The sequence below is a fragment of the Streptomyces sp. NPDC104307 genome, from assembly GCF_055584045.1.
The window spans coordinates 983,830-1,000,194 of record NZ_JBVJMU010000001.1; the positions used below are offsets into that span (position 1 = coordinate 983,830).

At 72.5% G+C, this 16,365-nt stretch carries 15 protein-coding genes and 1 pseudogene; 7 read left to right on the plus strand and 9 right to left on the minus strand.

Annotated features, from left to right (window positions below; genetic code table 11):
* Positions 1–10 precede the first annotated feature (10 nt).
* Together ACZ601_RS04070 and ACZ601_RS04075 are read right to left on the minus strand one after the other, a co-directional pair.
* On the minus strand, positions 11–2,128 hold the full coding sequence (locus ACZ601_RS04070) for a phage holin family protein (protein WP_469532625.1): 2,118 nt from the start codon (positions 2,126–2,128) through the stop codon (positions 11–13).
* Between the two features lie 98 nt (positions 2,129–2,226).
* Entirely contained in the window at positions 2,227–2,631 is a 405-nt protein-coding gene (locus ACZ601_RS04075) for a recombinase family protein (RefSeq protein WP_440575296.1), read from the minus strand.
* 173 nt (positions 2,632–2,804) lie between these two features.
* Between ACZ601_RS04075 and ACZ601_RS04080 the strand changes: the two genes are divergently transcribed.
* Positions 2,805–3,587, plus strand: a complete 783-nt coding sequence (locus tag ACZ601_RS04080; RefSeq protein ID WP_469532628.1) for an MBL fold metallo-hydrolase — start codon at positions 2,805–2,807, stop codon at positions 3,585–3,587.
* Complete coding sequence (locus ACZ601_RS04085; RefSeq protein ID WP_440575294.1) at positions 3,584–4,204, plus strand: DedA family protein; 621 nt, start codon at positions 3,584–3,586, stop codon at positions 4,202–4,204. Before ACZ601_RS04080 ends, ACZ601_RS04085 begins: the two co-directional genes overlap by 4 nt.
* A 22-nt stretch (positions 4,205–4,226) precedes the next feature.
* Here ACZ601_RS04085 and ACZ601_RS04090 read toward each other — a convergent pair whose 3' ends face one another.
* The 3 genes and pseudogenes from ACZ601_RS04090 to ACZ601_RS04100 form a co-directional block, all read right to left on the minus strand.
* Positions 4,227–5,492 carry an aminotransferase class I/II-fold pyridoxal phosphate-dependent enzyme gene (locus tag ACZ601_RS04090; RefSeq protein WP_469532630.1) on the minus strand — a complete coding sequence of 422 codons (1,266 nt, stop codon included), beginning with the start codon at positions 5,490–5,492 and terminating at the stop codon, positions 4,227–4,229.
* Positions 5,493–5,620: 128 nt separating this feature from the next.
* Positions 5,621–5,818 (minus strand): annotated as a pseudogene (locus ACZ601_RS04095) (SMP-30/gluconolactonase/LRE family protein); the annotation flags it as partial.
* A complete protein-coding gene (locus ACZ601_RS04100; protein ID WP_440575292.1) occupies positions 5,815–6,588 on the minus strand; it encodes an IclR family transcriptional regulator in 774 nt (257 codons plus the stop codon). The gene ACZ601_RS04100 and the pseudogene ACZ601_RS04095, both read right to left, overlap by 4 nt.
* Positions 6,589–6,840: 252 nt before the next feature.
* Here ACZ601_RS04100 and ACZ601_RS04105 point away from each other — a divergent pair, with 252 nt between their 5' ends.
* The 3 genes from ACZ601_RS04105 (at position 6,841) to ACZ601_RS04115 (ending at position 9,810) form a co-directional block, all read left to right on the plus strand.
* Positions 6,841–8,346, plus strand: a complete 1,506-nt coding sequence (locus ACZ601_RS04105; RefSeq protein WP_469532635.1) for a phosphatase PAP2 family protein — start codon at positions 6,841–6,843, stop codon at positions 8,344–8,346.
* A 240-nt stretch (positions 8,347–8,586) separates the two neighbouring features.
* Complete coding sequence (locus ACZ601_RS04110; protein WP_469532636.1) at positions 8,587–9,396, plus strand: methyltransferase domain-containing protein; 810 nt, start codon at positions 8,587–8,589, stop codon at positions 9,394–9,396.
* A 51-nt stretch (positions 9,397–9,447) separates the two neighbouring features.
* On the plus strand, positions 9,448–9,810 hold the full coding sequence (locus tag ACZ601_RS04115; RefSeq protein WP_469532638.1) for a VOC family protein: 363 nt from the start codon (positions 9,448–9,450) through the stop codon (positions 9,808–9,810).
* 16 nt (positions 9,811–9,826) lie between these two features.
* Here ACZ601_RS04115 and ACZ601_RS04120 read toward each other — a convergent pair whose 3' ends face one another.
* Positions 9,827–11,797 (minus strand): DUF5107 domain-containing protein, encoded by a 1,971-nt coding sequence (locus ACZ601_RS04120; protein ID WP_469532641.1) that lies wholly within the window; start codon positions 11,795–11,797, stop codon positions 9,827–9,829.
* Between the two features lie 237 nt (positions 11,798–12,034).
* On the opposite strand from ACZ601_RS04120, the gene ACZ601_RS04125 reads away from it, so the two are divergent.
* The gene (locus tag ACZ601_RS04125; protein ID WP_469532644.1) at positions 12,035–12,379 is read left to right on the plus strand and encodes a DUF6204 family protein; all 345 of its coding nucleotides are present in this window, start codon (positions 12,035–12,037) and stop codon (positions 12,377–12,379) included.
* Positions 12,380–12,553: 174 nt separating this feature from the next.
* On the opposite strand, the gene ACZ601_RS04130 is transcribed toward ACZ601_RS04125, so the two are convergent.
* Together ACZ601_RS04130 and ACZ601_RS04135 are read right to left on the minus strand one after the other, a co-directional pair.
* A complete protein-coding gene (locus ACZ601_RS04130) occupies positions 12,554–13,381 on the minus strand; it encodes an aldo/keto reductase (RefSeq protein WP_469532647.1) in 828 nt (275 codons plus the stop codon).
* 69 nt (positions 13,382–13,450) lie between these two features.
* Entirely contained in the window at positions 13,451–13,657 is a 207-nt protein-coding gene (locus ACZ601_RS04135) for a hypothetical protein (protein ID WP_440575285.1), read from the minus strand.
* 381 nt (positions 13,658–14,038) lie between these two features.
* Here ACZ601_RS04135 and ACZ601_RS04140 point away from each other — a divergent pair, with 381 nt between their 5' ends.
* On the plus strand, positions 14,039–15,562 hold the full coding sequence (locus ACZ601_RS04140) for a catalase (RefSeq protein ID WP_469533830.1): 1,524 nt from the start codon (positions 14,039–14,041) through the stop codon (positions 15,560–15,562).
* Positions 15,563–15,620: 58 nt separating this feature from the next.
* On the opposite strand, the gene ACZ601_RS04145 is transcribed toward ACZ601_RS04140, so the two are convergent.
* The gene (locus ACZ601_RS04145) at positions 15,621–16,262 is read right to left on the minus strand and encodes an endonuclease (protein ID WP_469533833.1); all 642 of its coding nucleotides are present in this window, start codon (positions 16,260–16,262) and stop codon (positions 15,621–15,623) included.
* Positions 16,263–16,365 lie beyond the last annotated feature (103 nt).

Here is a 16,365-nt window from a genome sequence, read left to right on the forward strand (position 1 = left end):
CCGTGGGCGGTCAGCCCCGCGCGCCGGTACCCGCGTCGGCGTCACCGGCCAGGTGCCGCCGTCCCACCGGCACCTGCGGCCCCGAGACCTCGCTCAGCCAGCGTCGCAGGACCCGGTGCACGGTCTCCGCGCCGACCAGCTCGGCCGGCCGCTCCTCGCCCTCCGCGGCCGCCGCGTCGAGCGGGTCCGTCATCCCGCGCGGCCAGAGCAGGAAGGGCCGGGACTGTTCGCCGCCCAGGCCCCCGTGCGAACCGATCTGCTCCTCGAAGGCGTGCACGGTGCCCGTTTCCGGGTCGTACATCGAGTTGACCATCACGTCCGCGACGTGCGGGAAGGTGTCGGTGCGCCGGACCGCGGCCGCCGCTCCCGGGCCGAAGGGGGCCAGCGGCCCGTCCCCGTCCCGCAGCTCCGCCACCGGGGTCCGGATGCCGCCGCGCGCCAGCACCACGGAGCCGTGGGCCTCACTGCGCACCAGCAGGAAGCCGATGCCGGGGTGGTTGGCGAGCGTGCTGAGCAGCGCGGGGTGGCGGCGGTCGAGCTCCTCCATGGAGGCGCGTCCGGGCAGGTCGGGGAAGGAGATCAGGCCGAGGTTTCCGGAGGCGAGGACGACCGGGTCCGAGGGGTCGGCCCGGTTCTCCTGCCGGTCCCCGTCGACCGGCCTGCGCAGCGCGATCCGTACCGCGTCACGGGCCTCTGAACCGCTCCGGGTGCGCTGCGCCCGGCGGGGTACCGGCAGTCCGCTGCCCGCCCGCACCAGGTCCTTCAGCGTCAGCCCGTACACCCCCGCGAAGGTCTCCCCCGGGCTCTGGCCGTGGTCGGACAGGAGCACGATCCGGTACGTGCGCGGGGTGTGTTCCGTGACCTTGACGATCAGTTCGAGCGAGCGGTCCAGCCGGGCGAGGACCTTCTCGGCGTCCCTGCTGCACGGCCCGGAGTGGTGGGCGACCTCGTCGTAGGCGACCAGGTCGGCGTAGACCGCGGTCCGGCCGGCGAACATGTCGCCCATGACGGCGGCGACCACCACATCGCGTTCGACGACGGTCGCGAAGGCCCGGATGAAGGGGTAGAGCCCGCCGCGCTTGATCCGGGGGGTCTCCTTACGGAGGCGGGCCCGGGTCGACTGGCCGATCTCCCTGCCGACCTCGGCGACGAAGGAGAGCGCGGTACGGACGGCGTTGGCCGGGTCCGCGAAGTAGGCGAAGTACCCGGCCCGCGAGCGGCGGCCCTTGCCGCGTCTGGCGGCCATCGACAGGACGAGGGCGAGCTGGTCGGCGCCGCCGCTGAAGAGGTTGCCCCGGCCGGCCCCGTCGAGGGTGAGCAGTCCGCCGTCGCGGGTGCGGATGACGGCCCTGCGCTGCATTTCGAGGGCGCTGGCCGGTCTGCTGGAGACCATGACGTCGCCGGTCTCCTTCTCGTACCAGCGGAAGGCCGGGACGTCGAAGTTGGTGCCGTGCAGGATGCCGAGCTGGCTGGCACCGGTCTGGCTGGACCAGTCGGTGCGCCACGGGGTGAGCCGGTGGCCCGTCCCGTCGGCCAGCCAGTGCGCGACGGTCGGCATCAGGCCGTCGGCGGCGGCCCGCGCGAGGACGTCGTGACCGACTCCGTCGAGCTGGATGAAGACCGTGCCGGGCGGCCCCCCGTCCGCGCCGACCCCGTTGCCGCTGCGGCGGCGCCGCCGGTCCGCGAGGCGGGAGAGACGGCGGCGGTAGGCGTTGTCGTCACGGACGGCGAGGGCGGTGGACGTCGCGGAGGCGACCGCGGACATCACGGCCGCGACGACGACCGCCATCTGCGGGTCGGCCGCGCCGCGCCCGTCCGGTATGAGCCGCAGCGCTATCAGCAGCAGTGAGCCGTTGAGGAAGAAGACCAGCATGCCGAGGACCAGGGCCGGCACGATGAGCAGGGCCCGTACCAGCACCGGCCAGACCAGTGCGGAGAGCAGACCGAACGCGCCCGCGCCCCACGCCGCGGTGAACGCGGTCTTGGTGATGGTGTCGCCGTCGTCCGACTGGAGCTGGAAGTCCGGCAGAATCCCCGCGAGCACCAGCATCGTGAGCGTCGAGACGGCCCACACCACAATCACTCGCACCAGGGCGCTTCCGGCTGTCCGCCATCGCCCGTCACCCACGCCGCTGCCACCTCACGTCCGGGTCCCGCTCTTCCGGGCCCCGGTCCAGCTTTTCACAGCGGGACGGCCCGCCGGTCCGGCGATCCCGGCCGGGCGGCTCAGGAGCCGTCGTATCCGGCGGTCGGCATGGAGAGCCTGCGGTGCACGCCGGCTTTGGTCCGGGAGCTGTAGAGCGGCTCGTCAAGACCGGCGATCTCCAGGCGCACGCCGCGCCGCTCGCACTCCTCGGTGAACCTCGGGACCGAGGCGACGGCCCGCGCGAGCACCCGGTCGTTGGGTGCGACGAAGAGTTCGATCTCACCGTCCTCGACGTCGGCCCAGAGTGCCTGGTGGTCGGGGCGCAGTCCGTACAGGCGCAGCTGCCGGGTGACGACGTAACCCTTGTCGGCCGCCCAGCGGGCGCACATCTCGTGCTGGCCGCGGGTGTCCACGAGGAACGGGTCGCTGTCGAGCTCCTCCAGCGGCGTGAGACTGGCGATGGCCGCCACCCGTACGTCCCCCATGGCCGTTCTCCCCGTGCTAGGCGTCCTGCGACCCTACGCCTGGGGTTCCCCTGCAAGAAGGCGCGTGGCGGGACGGGCAGGGGGCGCACGGGAGCGGAGTACCGGGGCTCACGGACCGGGCGGAGCCGTTACCCGTAGGCTCGACGGCAGGACCGGGGAACAGGAGGCGGCGCGTGCCGGTGGAAGTCACCTGGTGGGGTCATGCCACCTGCACGATCGAGGACTCCGGGGTCCGGGTGCTGACCGACCCCCTCTTCGTACGGCGCATCGCGCATCTGCGCCGCCGGCGCGGAGAGCTGCCCGGTCCGGCGGCCGCCGTCGCCGATGTCGTCCTGATCTCGCATCTGCACTCCGATCATCTGCATCTGCCGTCGCTGGCCCGCATCGCTCCGGGCGGCCGGCTGATCGTGCCGCTGGGTGCGGTCCGGGCGGTTCCGGGGCTGCGGCTGCTGCGCAGGATGCGCGGGCTGCGGATCACCGAGGTCGTGCCCGGCGACGAGGTACGGGTCGGTCCGGTACTGATCCGCGCGGTTCCGGCCCTGCACGACGGGCGGCGGCTGCCGGTGGGCCCGCACCGCTCCCCCGCGCTCGGTTACGTCGTCCAGGGCGCGGCGCGCACCTACTTCGCCGGGGACACCGGTCTGTTCGACGACATGGCCGAGGAGGTCGGCCCGGTGGACGTGGCGCTGCTGCCGGTCGGCGGCTGGGGGCCCTACCTGGGCCACAGCCATCTCGACGCCGGGCGGGCCGCCGAGGCGCTGGCCCGGCTGTCGCCGCGCTCGGCCGTGCCGGTGCACTACGGCACGTACTGGCCGATCGGGATGGACGGGATCCGGCCGCACGAGTTCCATTCGCCGGGTGACGAGTTCGTCCGGCAGGCGGCGCTGCTGGCACCCGGGGTGGCGGTGCACCGGCTGGAGCACGGCGAACACGTCCGGCCGGAGGCCGGCGGGTGATCCTTGAGGTCGTGAGCCGGCTCCCCACGGAGTCGACGCAGCAGGCGGTCGGCTATCCGTCGCTGTTCCTGCTGGTGGCGCTGGGCGCGCTGGTGCCGGTGGTGCCGACGGGTGCGCTGGTGAGCTCGGCGGCGGTGGTGGCGTTCCACCAGTCGTCGCCGTTCGCGCTCCTGTACGTCTTCGCGGTGGCCTCCGGCGCCGCGTTCCTCGGGGACATCTGCCTGTACTGGCTGGGTCAGCGCGGGGTGCGCTCGAAGAACGGTTCCAAGTGGCTGCGGGTGATCAGCGAACGGGCCGCTCCGGAGCGGCTCGCGCAGGCGCAGCAGAAGCTCGACGAGCACGGCGCGATGGTGCTGGTGCTGTCCCGGCTGGTGCCGGCCGGGCGGATTCCGGTGATGCTGGCGTGCCTGCTGGGCCGGATGCCGATGCGGCGGTTCGCCCACGGGGATGTGCCGGCCTGTCTGGCCTGGGCCGCCACGTACCAGCTGATCGGCATTCTGGGCGGCTCGCTGTTCCCCGAGCCGTGGCAGGGGGTGGTGGCCGCGGTGGGTCTGACGCTGCTGATCAGCGGGGCGCCCGCGCTGTGGCGCCGGCTGCGGGTGCGGTTCGGCAGCTGACGGGCAGAACGTGTCGGTGGCCTCAGCGCAGCTCGTCGAGGGCCGATGCGAAGACGCCGAGGGCCGCCGCGACGTGCGGCAGTTCCAGCGGCCGGGCGGCGGCCAGGGCTTCCAGCTGCTGCTCCGGGGTCGACCCGAGCAGCGTCCCGGTGCCCAGCCGCACCCGCAGGGCCCCCAGCTCGTCGCCGAACCGGTGGCCGCCGGGGGCCGGTGCGCCGAGCCGCTCCGTCAGGTACTCCTCCAGCTCCAGCGAGTCCGTGACGCCTCGGGCGGCGAGCCGGGACCTGAGCGGGCCGAGGTCCGCGTACAGGTGGCGGCCGGCCTGCGGGGGCCGGGCCAGCGCGCCGGAGGCGAGGACCGCCCGGTGGGCGGCGGCGGCGACCTGCGCCTGCATGACCGCCGCCCGGCGGACCCGCTCCGTGACGGCGTCCGGTTCGCGCAGCGCGTGTGCGGCGGCGGCCGCGACCGGACCGGCGACGAAGGCGCCCAGCGCGGTGAGGATGTCGAGTGTCCGGGCGTGGCGGACCGCCGCCCGGCCGGTGTCCGGGAACCGGGCGACCGCGACCGGCCAGGCGGACGGGGTCAGCGCACCGGCCAGGTCGGAGATCACCGTCACGTCGTCCGGGCACATCTCGGCCGGGCTCAGCAGCACCGTGTCGCGCGGCCGGTGCAGGGTGTCGCGCCAGGTCTCGTCGCTGACGATGTGCAGCCCCTCCGCGACGGCGGCCTCGCAGGCCTCGCGGACGAGTTCCGGCGGCGCGACCGTGGCGGTGGGGTCGTCGACGACGGAGATCAGCAGCAGCCGGGGCCTGCCGCCCTCGGCCCGCACCCTGCGCACGGTCTCCAGCAGTGCGTACGGGTCGGGCACGCCGCCGCACTCGGCGGGGGTCGGCACGTGGTAGGCGGGCCGGCCCAGCAGCCGGGCCTGCGGGATCCAGGCGGCGGGGCAGGGGCGCGGCATCAGCACGTCGCCGCCGTGCGCGGCGATCAGGGCGAGCAGCAGCGAGGAGGTGCCCGGTGCGGCCGCGACGTGCTCGGGGCCGCCACGCAGTCCGCGCCGGTGCCAGTAGGCGCAGGCCGCCTCGCGCAGCGCCGCCGAGCCCCCGGCCGGCTCCGGCGCGCCGCTGCCGGCCGCCGCCGCCAGCACCTCGGCCAGTTCGGGCAGGACCGGCAGCCCGGGGCCGGGCGCGGGTGGTCCGTACCGCACGGGGCCGCGGTCCTCCCGGACCCCCGGTACGCCGCGCCCGGTCCGCCCGCGCCCCTGACGCCCGGTCCGTTCCCGGCCCATCCGGGCCTCCTTCGCCGCCGCTCGGTCAGCCGCCCGTCGAGCGGGCCGTGTGAGCCCCTTTATACGAGGGAATGGCGCGGGCCGCCCGGTGGGCCGGGAACCGTAACCGCCGTGACGTCCCGGACACGGCCCGCGAGCGGGTCCGGCGCGGCGACGTGCTGTTCGGTGGCCATGACCGTACGGCGGCCGGTGGCCGGTTCTTAGGTGTGGATCCGGGCGGCGAGGATGTCGACCCAGATCAGCCGACCGGTGGCCGGGTCCCAGCTCGGGCCCTCACCGAGTGCGGCGTGCTCGCGGACGGCGACTTCGGCGCGCGGCCGGCTCATATCCGCCCCCCGTGGTGTCCGAGCCGGCCGGAGAGCGCCTCGGCCCCCTCGGCGGCGAGGGAGGCCAGCTCCTGTTCGCGCTCGTCGCTCCAGCGGATCATCGGGACGGAGATGGAGAGCGCCGCGACGACCGAGCCGCTCCGGTCCCGTACGGGTGCGGCCACACAGCTCACATCGGGGTCGGACTCGCGGTGCTCCACCGCGATGCCCCGCTCCCGGACGGCGTCGAGCGCGGTACGCAGCTCCGCCTCGTCGGTGATGCTGTCCGGGGTCATGCCGGTCAGTTCGAGGCCTTCGAGGCGGTCGTCGAGCTCCCGGCCGGGCAGGGACGCGAGCAGCATCTTGCCGGCGGACGTGCAGTGGGCGGGCAGCTTGCGGCCGGCGGCCGAGACCATCCGGACCGCGTGGGTGGAGTCCACCTTGGCGACGCAGATGACGTCGGTCTCCTCCAGGATCGCCACGTGGACGGTCTCCCCGCAGGTCTCGGCCACCCGCTGGGCCACCTGTAGTCCCTCGGCGGCGAGGTCGAGCTGCTCGGCGTACCGGCTGCCGAGCTGGTAGGTGCGGACGCCGAGGCGGTAGCGGCCGGGCTGGTCCGGGGCCGTGACCAGGTAGGAGCGGGCGGCCAGCGTGGTGAGCAGTTCGTGGACGGTGGTGCGGGGCAGCTGGAGCTTGCGGGTGACCTCGGGCGCCGAGAGCGTACCGTCGCCGTCGAGGAACAGTTCGAGCACGTCCAGCGCCCTGGTCACCGCCGGGACAAGTCGCCCCATGGTCGTGCACCGCCTTCTCGCGTTCGGCATTCCGGTCAGTTACCGGTATCGCGAACACAGGCTAGGGCGTGTCCGGGCAATGACGGAGTGACATCCGACACCGGAGACACCGGACCGTGCGCGATTTCGCGGCAATTCTCCGCTTATGTCATCGAATGGCGGGCGGCCGGAGCCGTCCGGCGGGTGGGCGGGACCGTGCCGTCCGGGCGTGCCCCTTGATTCGGAGCGGCCCGGCAGGGTATTCGCTGTCCCATGTCGTCACCGAGCAACCCTTCACATCTGCCGAGCCCCGCCGGGCTGCGGAACCTGCTGCACCGAGGCGATCTCGCCGTGTTCCAGGGCCTGGCCCGACGGAACTGGCCGGCCGCCGGACCTGTGCTGCCCCGGCTCAGCCGCAGCGCCAATCACGGGCTGCTGTGGGCGGGTGCCGCGGTGGGCATGGCCGCGTTCGGCGGCAGTGCCCGTGCCCGGCGGGCCGCCTTTCGCGGGATCGCCTCGCTGGCCGTGGCCTCGGCCGCGATCAACACGGTCGGCAAGGGGGCGGTCCGCAGGGAGCGGCCGATACTGGACGCCGTCCCGGTGATACGACAGCTCAAGCGCCAGCCGGTCACCACGTCGTTCCCGTCCGGGCACGCCGCGTCCGCCGCCGCCTTCGCCACCGGGGTGGCCCTGGAGTCGAAGGGCTGGGGAGCGGTCATCGCGCCGGTCGCGCTCTCCGTGGCGGCCTCCCGCGTCTACACCGGCGTCCACTATCCGAGCGATGTGCTGGCCGGTGCGGCGCTCGGCATAGGGGCGGCGTTCGCCCTGCGCGGTGTCGTACCGACCCGGGGGCAGCTCCCCGCACCGGGCAGGCCGCCCGCCCACGCGCCCGCGCTGCCCGACGGCCAGAACCTGGTCGTCGTGGTGAACGAGGCCTCGGGGACGGCCACCGCCACGGCCGCGCTGGTCCGGGACGCGCTGCCGAACGCGGAGGTCGTCGAGTGTCCTCCCCAGGAGGTCTCGGCCGAGCTGGAGAAGGCTGCGGGCAAGGGCCTGGCGCTGGGTGTCTGCGGCGGCGACGGCACGGTCAACCGGGCGGCGGCGGTGGCTTCCGTCCACGGTCTGCCGCTCGCGGTCTTCCCCGGCGGGACACTGAACCACTTCGCGTACGACCTGGGCATCGAGACCGTGGCCGACGCCTGTGCCGCGATCGCCGCGGGCAACGCGGTCCGGGTGGACCTGGGCCGCTTCCGGCCGGGCCCCGACGGGCCCGGCGGCGCCCACGGCTACTTCCTCAACGCCTTCAGCATGGGCGTCTATCCCGAGCTGGTGCGGACCCGCGAGCACTGGTCCCCCCGGATCGGCGGCTGGCCGGCCGGCGTGCTCGCCGCGTTGCAGGTGCTGCGCGGCCGGCGTCCGCTGGAGGCCGAACTCCAGGGGCGGCGGCGCCCGTTGTGGCTGCTGTTCGTCGGCAACGGCCTGTTCCAGCGGGTGGGCCCGGCACCCGGCCGACGGCACAACCTCGCGGACGGGCTGCTGGACGTACGGGTGGTGCACGGCGGACGGACCCCGGGGCTCCGGCTGCTCGCGGCGGCCGTCGCGGGGCCGCTGACCCGCTCCCCCATGCATGCCGCCGTCCGACGCCACCGGGTCCGGGTCGCCGGGCTGAAGCCGGGTACACCGTACGCGTTCGACGGCGAAGTGGCGCACAGTGGACGCGAGCTGATGATCGACAAGCTGCCGGAGGCGCTGACGGTGTACTGCCCGATGCAGCTGTGACCCGTCGACGGATGTGAGACCGGCCCGGTGACGGGCGAACGAGGGGCGGCCGACGCCGAGTCGGCCGCCCCTTCGCGCGTTCCGGACCTGGACCAGGATGTCTCACATCGCAAGATAGCCATCTCATTATTCGGCGTACGGGCGTACCGTAGCCGTACCGATCAGCACTTCGCGGCTCACGTTTCGCGCGGTTCACGTCTCGCGTTTCGCATGTCGCACTTCGAGAGAGGACGCACGGCCATGTCGAAGGAGACCGCCGTCTACACCCACGGCCACCACGAGTCGGTACTGCGCTCGCACCGCTGGCGCACGGCGGCCAATTCCGCGGGGTACCTCCTCGGTGAACTGCGCCCCGGTATGGCCGTGCTGGACGTGGGCTGTGGTCCCGGCACCATCACCGCGGACATCGCCGCACTGGTCTCCCCCGGCCGGGTCACCGCCGTCGACACCAGCCGCGAGATCCTGGACCAGGCGGCCGAGGTCGCGGCGGAACGCGGTCTGGACAACCTGGAGTTCAGCACCGCCGACGTGCACGCCCTGGACTTCCCCGACGACACCTTCGACGTGGTCCACGCCCACCAGGTGCTCCAGCACGTCGGGGACCCGGTGCAGGCACTGCGCGAGATGCGCCGGGTCTGCCGCCCCGGTGGCGTGGTCGCGGCACGTGACAGCGACTACGCGGCGATGACGTGGTTCCCAGAGGTGCCCGCCATGGACGCCTGGCAGGACCTGTACGGCCGGGTGGCCCGCGGCAATGGCGGAGAGCCGGACGCGGGGCGCCGACTGCTCTCCTGGGCCCGGCAGGCCGGCTTCACCGACATCATCCCGACGGCCGCTGCCTGGTGTTTCGGCACCCCGGAGAGCCGGGACTGGTGGAGCGGGCTGTGGGCGGACCGTACCGTCGGCTCGGTCTACGCGAAGCTGGCGGTCGAGGGCGGGCACGCGACGCCCGGACAGCTGACCGAGATCGCCGAGGCGTGGCGCACCTGGGGTGCCCAGGACGACGGCTGGTTCATGGTCCCGCACGGCGAGGTGCTCTGCCGCGCATGAGCGCCACCGAACCGATCACACACCGCTGACCGGCCAACTACCCTGTTCCGCATGGAAATCCTGGGAACCACGCTGCGGATCTGCGTCGACGACCTGGAGGCCGCGGTGGCCTTCTACGAGAACCTCACGGGCAGTTCGGCGCTGCGCTTCGATCGCGGCGGGGTCTCGGTGGCCGCCATCAGCTGCTTCCTGCTGATGAGCGGCCCCGAGTCCGAGCTGGAGATCCTGCGCAAGGTGACGGCGACGATCGCGGTCAAGGACGTGGACGAGGCCAACACCTCGCTGACCCGGGTGGGCGCCCGCGTCATCGCGGGCCCGGTCCACACCCCTGTCGGCCGCAACCTGATCGCCGTACACCCGGACGGTTCGGTGTTCGAGTACGTCGACCGGAACCTGTCCGCCGGCACCCCCTGACGCGCCTGGCCTTCCGTCAGGCGCGCGGGCGCATCCGGTAGTTGTACCGGTCCGGCAGCGGTTCGTCCGTCAGCTCGGCCCACACCTCGTCCAGGATCTCCGCGCCCTCACGGAGATCGGCGACCTCGAAGCCCTCGTCGAACAGCGCGCGGGCGGCGTCGCGTTCGCCCTCCGCGAGCAGCAGCCGCGCCTCCAGCAGACGGAAGCGGCCACGGCTGCGGATCGCCGGGAGCAGCCCGTTCCAGACGGTGCGGGCCGGCTCCGGTCGGCCCGCCGTCAGCAGCGCCTCGATCGCCTCCCGGCCGAGGGCGGCGGTGGCGGCCGCCCAGGTGTCGCTGTCATCGCCGCGCCGGGCGCACAGATCGTCGAACGCCTCCGTGTAGTGGTCGGCCGCCCGCTCCCACTGGTGGCTCTCCTGGGCGGCGACGGCGAGGCAGCGCAGCAGTGGCCAGCGGGACGGGGTCAGGGCCAGTCCGCGTTCCCAGCTGCGGACCGCCTGGGCGCGGTCGCCGGCGTGCCACTGGGCGATGCCCAGGTGATATTCGGTGAGCGGTTCCGCGGCGGCCGTCTCCAGCATGTCGCGCCAGTGCGGGGAGACCAGCGAGGGGCCGGGCGGCGTCGCCCCGCGCGGTTCCGGGAAGGTCCCCTGCTCCAACAACTCCAGCCAGGGTGACTGCTGTTCACCCAGCGTGGACTCGGCGAAGGGGGTGCCCGGCAGCTTGTACCCGGCGCGCCGGACTTCGAGGGCGCCCCAGCCGGACCCGGTGGCGAGGACCTCGCCGGGCTCGGTGTCGGCGCAGCGGCGCCAGGCCTCGTACGCGGCGTCCACTTCGGCACGCGGCAGGGCGGCGGCGAGCCGTTGCTCGGTCTCCGCGCGGGCGGCGGTCCAGTCCTCGCCGTGCACGGCGGCGGGGTCCGCCGACAGGGGCCCGTACGACTCCAGCCAGCTGAACTCGGCGCCGGGCTCCAGTGGCACGTGTTCCAGCTGGGTGCGGGCCAGCCCGGCCTGGATCTCCGCGTAGCCGACGGTGCCGGGTTCGGTGAGCCACTCCTGCCAGCGGCGGCCGCCGGGCCCGCTGCCCCAGAGGAACAGCTTGCGGCCGCGCAGCAGATCGGTGGAGGTCTGGACGAGCCCCTGGCCGTTCTCGTCGAGGGAGGCGATCCAGCGGCGGGCGCCGTCGGGCACCTCGTAGAAGTAGTCGGCGGGGAAGTCGCCGCGCAGCGGGTACGTACGGTCGACCGAGCCGCTCTCGGGGACCGGGACCAGGTTCAGCGTGCGTTCGTAGCCGAAGTGCCAGGCCCGGTCGGTCGGGGCCACCACGCGGGTGCGCTCGCCCTCCGGTACCGCGATGTTGGACCACCAGTAGACCGGTGCGGGGTGCTCGTGCGGATTGCGTATCCGGACGCCGACGTGCAGGAAGTCGGAGCCGTCGGGCAGCCACAGGTCCACCTGGAACGGCAGGTCGCGCAGCCTCTCCCACTCCCAGAGCCGGACCATCTCACCGCCGTCGGGAGCGGTGACCCGGGCGGCGTGCACGGGGGCGCAGGACAGGGTGGTGTGGCCGGTCGCGCCGATGTTCCACTCGATGCCGCCGGAGAACCAGGCGCCGTTGAGCGCGAAGTCGGCGGGCTGGAGGACGGGGTTGGTGTAGACGAGATCCCGGCCGGTGGGCTTGTGGAAGAGGGAGTGGATACGGCCGCCGAATCCGGGCAGCACGGTGGCCCGGAGCCGGTCGTTCTCGATCACGATCACATCGAGGTCCGTGGGCGTGCGCTCGCGCCCGTACCCGTCGAGGACGGCCACGGGCAGGACGGTGGCCAGCGGCTCGTGGCCGATCTGGCGGGCCATGTCACGGGGCAGACCGGCCCGGTCGCGGTCGTCGACGACATGCGTCTCGTCGAGGGGCCGCAACGCGGGCAGCGGATTCTCCGGTCCCACCGCCGCTGCGGGCAGGGTCAGTACGTCACGTCGTACGGTGGTGGCCAAGGCAACCTCGCTCCCTCGCGCGGGCCGCCGCAGGTCCGGGCGCCCCCCGATGACCATGGAACACGCTGCGGGCCGCCCGGACCAGGGGATCGGCCGTCCTTCTTCGGCAAAAGGCGCGACCACCAGGTCTCCACGCACGTCGAGCACCGGAACAATATTCCGCGTGCGCGCCATCCTCCTGGCCATAGGCTTGCCGCTCAAGCGGTTCGCGGGACGTTACGGAGACGGTGGATCACGATGAGCACCCAGCACACCTACCGAGTGATCGTGCGCGGCACCTGGGACGGACTGACGGAGGCGGCGCGGGAGCGGATGCTGGCCGAGGTGGAGCAGCACGGCCTGGCGTCCATGTCGTTCAGCGAGGAGGGTTCGCTCACCTACGACCGCGTCCTCAAGCACTTCAGCTTCCGCTACGTGGTGGCGTCGGACGCCGAGGACGGTACGGAGATGGCGTGCGCGATCGCCGAGGACCGCGCGGAGACGGAGCTGCGCGGGCGCGGGTACGGGCATGGCGAACTGCGCTCCACAGCGACGGACATGGACACCATGAAGATCAACTACAAGGGGCGCAGGCCCGTGTGAGCACGCCGTGGGGCGATCCGACCCGCACCGCACCCGGTTCAGCAGCGGCCCGTCATCGCCGTGGTGACCAACGCACCGGTCGCTTTGTTCACTGTCAGCGGCGGCGGATGTCCGCCGGTCCGGGAGGCAGCGGGTGACGCATGCCTCCCGCTGATGCGGACGAGAAATCCGACGTCAGCCGGTGAAACGGTCCGGGTCGGGCCCGGTCCGCTCGTTACGGTTCAGCGCGGAGATCTCGCCGATGTCGCCCTCGCTGAGATCGAAGTCGAAGAGGGCGAAGTTCTCCTCGACGCGCTTCCGCGTCACCGACTTGGGGAAGATGATGTCCCCTCGCTGGATGTGCCAGCGCAGGGTCACCTGGGCAGGCGTCCTGCCCACCCGGTCCGCGATGCGGTTGATGGCCGGGTCGTCCAGCACCTTGCCCTGCGCGATGGGCGACCAGGCCTCCGTGGCGATCTCGTGCTCCGCGCCGAACGCCCTGACCTCGTCCTGCGTGAGGTAGGGGTGCGCCTCGATCTGGTTGACCACGGGCACCACCTCGCTGTTCTCCAGCAGTCGGCGCAGGTGGTGGTTCTGGAAGTTGGAGACCCCGATCGCCTTGGTCCGGCCGGAGCGGTAGATCTCCTCAAGGGCCTTCCAGGTCTCCACGAAGTCGCCCTTGCCGGGCAGCGGCCAGTGGATGAGAAAGAGGTCGAGGTAGTCGAGACCGATCTCCTCCATGGTGCGGTCGAACGCCCGGAGGGCGTCGTCGTGCCCGTGGGCGTCGTTGTTGAGCTTGCTGGTGACGAAGACGTCGGCACGGTCCAGGCCGGAGTCCAGGACCGCCTGGCCGACCTCCTTCTCGTTGCCGTACATCTCCGCCGTGTCGATGTGCCGGTAGCCGGTCTCCAGCGCGGCCAGCGTCGCCTCCCGGGTCTCGTCGGGCGGGATCTGGAACGTGCCGAAGCCCAGCTGGGGGATCCGCACCGCGTTGTTGAGGGTGATGGTCGGTACTGAGGTCACAGTCACTCCTCCCTGACAGGGTCTCCGTGTGATGTTGCGGTCTCCCCGAAGCCTTTGGCCGGGAAGGTCTCAGCCGCCGCCGGACTGCAGGTCGGGGGCGTCCGGGTGGGAGGACTTGTCAGGCTTGACGGAGGTGTCGGCCTTCGCGTCCGACGTACCGGCGGGCCTGTCGACCGGTCCGCCGGAGGGCTTGTCCGAGCCCGTGTCGCGGGACCCCATGGCCCCACGCTCCTCCTGCGGCTCCTCGTGGACCTCGGCACGTGTTCTGTCCGGCATCGGAACCCACTTCCCTGCTCGCGTCGCACATCCGCGGAGACCCGCGGGTGACATGCCCCCGTCGGCCGGAGCGTCACCCCGGGCCGAGAGCGCGGCACAGGGGAGCCCTGTCAGACCATCCTTCACCCTTTTGTACCCGCCTCGCATCCGGAGCAGGTCCGGTCCGGACGCGGGTGGCGTTCCGGGGCCTGCTTTCGCCCCCGGAACGCCTCACCCGCACCGGGCGACTCCGCGCAGATGCGGGCGCCTGCCGCCGAAGAGCGCGGTCTGTCAATGTTTGGCACCATCCAGTCAGGGCTAGGCGCGTACTCGCGAGACGCCCATCGCATGCGTGATCCGACCAACGTCGCGCACCTGACAACGCAGCAGGAGGACAGCCCGATGACCGACACCTCACGCGAGGCGACCACCACGGATTCCGGCGCTCCGGTGGAGAGTGACGAACACTCGCTCACCGTCGGCCCCGGCGGACCGGTCCTGTTGCAGGACGCCTACCTGATCGAGCAGATGGCGCAGTTCAACCGGGAGCGGATCCCCGAGCGTCAGCCCCACGCCAAGGGAAGCGGTGCCTTCGGGCACTTCGAGGTGACCAACGACGTCAGCGCCTACACCAAGGCCGCGGTCTTCCAGCCCGGCACCAGGACGGATCTCGTGGCCCGGTTCTCGACCGTCGCCGGCGAGCGCGGCAGCCCGGACACCTGGCGGGACCCGCGCGGCTTCGCGGTGAAGTTCTACACCAGCGAGGGCAACTACGACATGGTGGGCAACGACACCCCCGTGTTCTTCATCAAGGATCCGATGAAGTTCCAGCACTTCATCCGGTCCCAGAAGCGCCGCGCGGACAACAACCTGCGCGACCACGACATGCAGTGGGACTTCTGGACCCTCTCGCCCGAGTCGGCCCACCAGGTCGCATGGCTGATGGGCGACCGGGGCATCCCGCGTAGCTGGCGGCACATGAACGGCTACACCTCGCACACCTACATGTGGATCAACGCGCAGGGCGAGCGCTTCTGGGTGAAGTACCACTTCAAGACCGACCAGGGCATCGAGTGCTTCACCCAGGACGAGGGTGACCAGATGGCCTCGGCGGACACGGACTACCACACGCGTGATCTCTTCGAACACATCCGTGACGGTGAGTACCCGAGCTGGACGCTGCACGTGCAGGTGATGCCGTACGAGGACGCCGCCGGGTACCGCTTCAACCCGTTCGACCTGACCAAGGTGTGGCCGCACAGCGACTACCCGCTGATCGAGGTCGGCCGGATGACGCTGGACCGCAACCCCACCGACAACCACGCCGAGATCGAGCAGGCGGCCTTCCAGCCGAACAACCTGGTCCCCGGCATCGGTCCGAGCCCCGACCGGATGCTGCTCGCGCGGCTCTTCTCGTACGCGGACGCGCACCGCTACCGCATCGGGGCCAACTACCAGCAGCTGCCCGTCAACGCGCCTGTCGTCCCGGTGAACACGTACTCGAAGGACGGGGCGATGGCGTACCGCAAGACCAGCGACCCCGTGTACGCCCCGAACTCCAAGGGCGGGCCCGCCGCCGACACCGCACGGTACGGCTCCCCGCCGAGCTGGTACGCCGACGGGGAGATCACCCGGGCGGCCTACGTGGACCACGCAGAGGACGACGACTGGGGCCAGCCCGGCACCCTGGTGCGCGAGGTCCTGGACGACGCGGCCCGCGACCGGCTGGTGGACAACGTCGTCGGCCATCTGCTCAACGGGGTCACCGAGCCTGTTCTGCGACGGGCCTTCCAGTACTGGTCGAACATCGACAAGTCGATCGGTGAGCGCATCGAGCAGGGTGTGCGCGCCAAGGCGGACGAGAAGGACCCGAAGGCCGCGCAGCAGGGCAATCCCGCACGGCGGAACATGCAGGCGAAGGCCTGATCGCGAAGCTGTCGCGGCGCCGGGCCGCTGGAGGGCGGCCCGGTGGGGGCGGTGCGGCTTATGCGCGCGCCCGAAGGTCCGCGACGACGCCCTTGTCCAAGGCCGCGCGTACCAGCGCCGCCGCGAGGACCGCGGGCCCGTGGGGGCCGGACGGGCGGGCCTGTTCCGCCAGTCCGGCCAGCTTCTCCGGTGAGGTCGGCAGCCCCAGCTTCTCCGCACCCTGCAGGGCCTTCTTGTCGAGGTACGGCGCCGTCTCGGGCCACACCGCCTGGGCCTCGCGCAGGAAGATGTCCGCGCCGGCCGGTCCCATGCCCGGTGTCCGGCGAAGCCCGCTCCGCAGGGCGTCGAGATCACCGTCGGCCGACCGGCGAAGGCGCCGCAGGTCACCGCCGTACTCTTGGAGCAGCAGCTCGGCGCCGTCGGCCAGCTGGGTAGCGGTCTTCTCGTCGTAGCGGCGGTAGCCGCCCTCCCCGAGCGCGTCCACCCGTTGCTGCCAGGTCGATTCGAGCATGTGGCGGGGCGATCGCATGTCGTGCGCGAAGAGGGCCTGTGCGGCGGCCACCGCGACGGAGCCTCTGATCCTGGCGCTCAGGAGGTGGCTGAGCACCAGCAGCTGGTACAGCGGCTGCGGAGTGTCACGCAGCCGGATGCCCGCCTCGTCGGCGAACGTCCGGCCGTGCTCGGTGAGCAGCGCCTCCATGGTCTTACGGTTGTTCACAACCGGTCATCTCCTCCCGGACGCTGGTCGGTCACTCTTCTCAACCTAGGCCGCCCTCACCGGGTGGACACCTCGGGTGGTCGCG

Bases quoted from the DNA above. Each gene is read 5' to 3' on its own strand.
- ACZ601_RS04135 (WP_440575285.1), bottom strand. From the start codon at position 13,657: ATGCCGGACAGAACACGTGCCGAGGTCCACGAGGAGCCGCAGGAGGAG.
- ACZ601_RS04090 (WP_469532630.1), bottom strand. From the start codon at position 5,492: ATGGGCCGGGAACGGACCGGGCGTCAGGGGCGCGGGCGGACCGGGCGC.
- ACZ601_RS04140 (WP_469533830.1), top strand. From the start codon at position 14,039: ATGACCGACACCTCACGCGAGGCGACCACCACGGATTCCGGCGCTCCG.
- ACZ601_RS04110 (WP_469532636.1), top strand. From the start codon at position 8,587: ATGTCGAAGGAGACCGCCGTCTACACCCACGGCCACCACGAGTCGGTA.
- ACZ601_RS04100 (WP_440575292.1), bottom strand. From the start codon at position 6,588: ATGGGGCGACTTGTCCCGGCGGTGACCAGGGCGCTGGACGTGCTCGAA.
- ACZ601_RS04145 (WP_469533833.1), bottom strand. From the start codon at position 16,262: ATGGAGGCGCTGCTCACCGAGCACGGCCGGACGTTCGCCGACGAGGCG.
- ACZ601_RS04075 (WP_440575296.1), bottom strand. From the start codon at position 2,631: ATGGGGGACGTACGGGTGGCGGCCATCGCCAGTCTCACGCCGCTGGAG.
- ACZ601_RS04105 (WP_469532635.1), top strand. From the start codon at position 6,841: ATGTCGTCACCGAGCAACCCTTCACATCTGCCGAGCCCCGCCGGGCTG.
- ACZ601_RS04115 (WP_469532638.1), top strand. From the start codon at position 9,448: ATGGAAATCCTGGGAACCACGCTGCGGATCTGCGTCGACGACCTGGAG.
- ACZ601_RS04125 (WP_469532644.1), top strand. From the start codon at position 12,035: ATGAGCACCCAGCACACCTACCGAGTGATCGTGCGCGGCACCTGGGAC.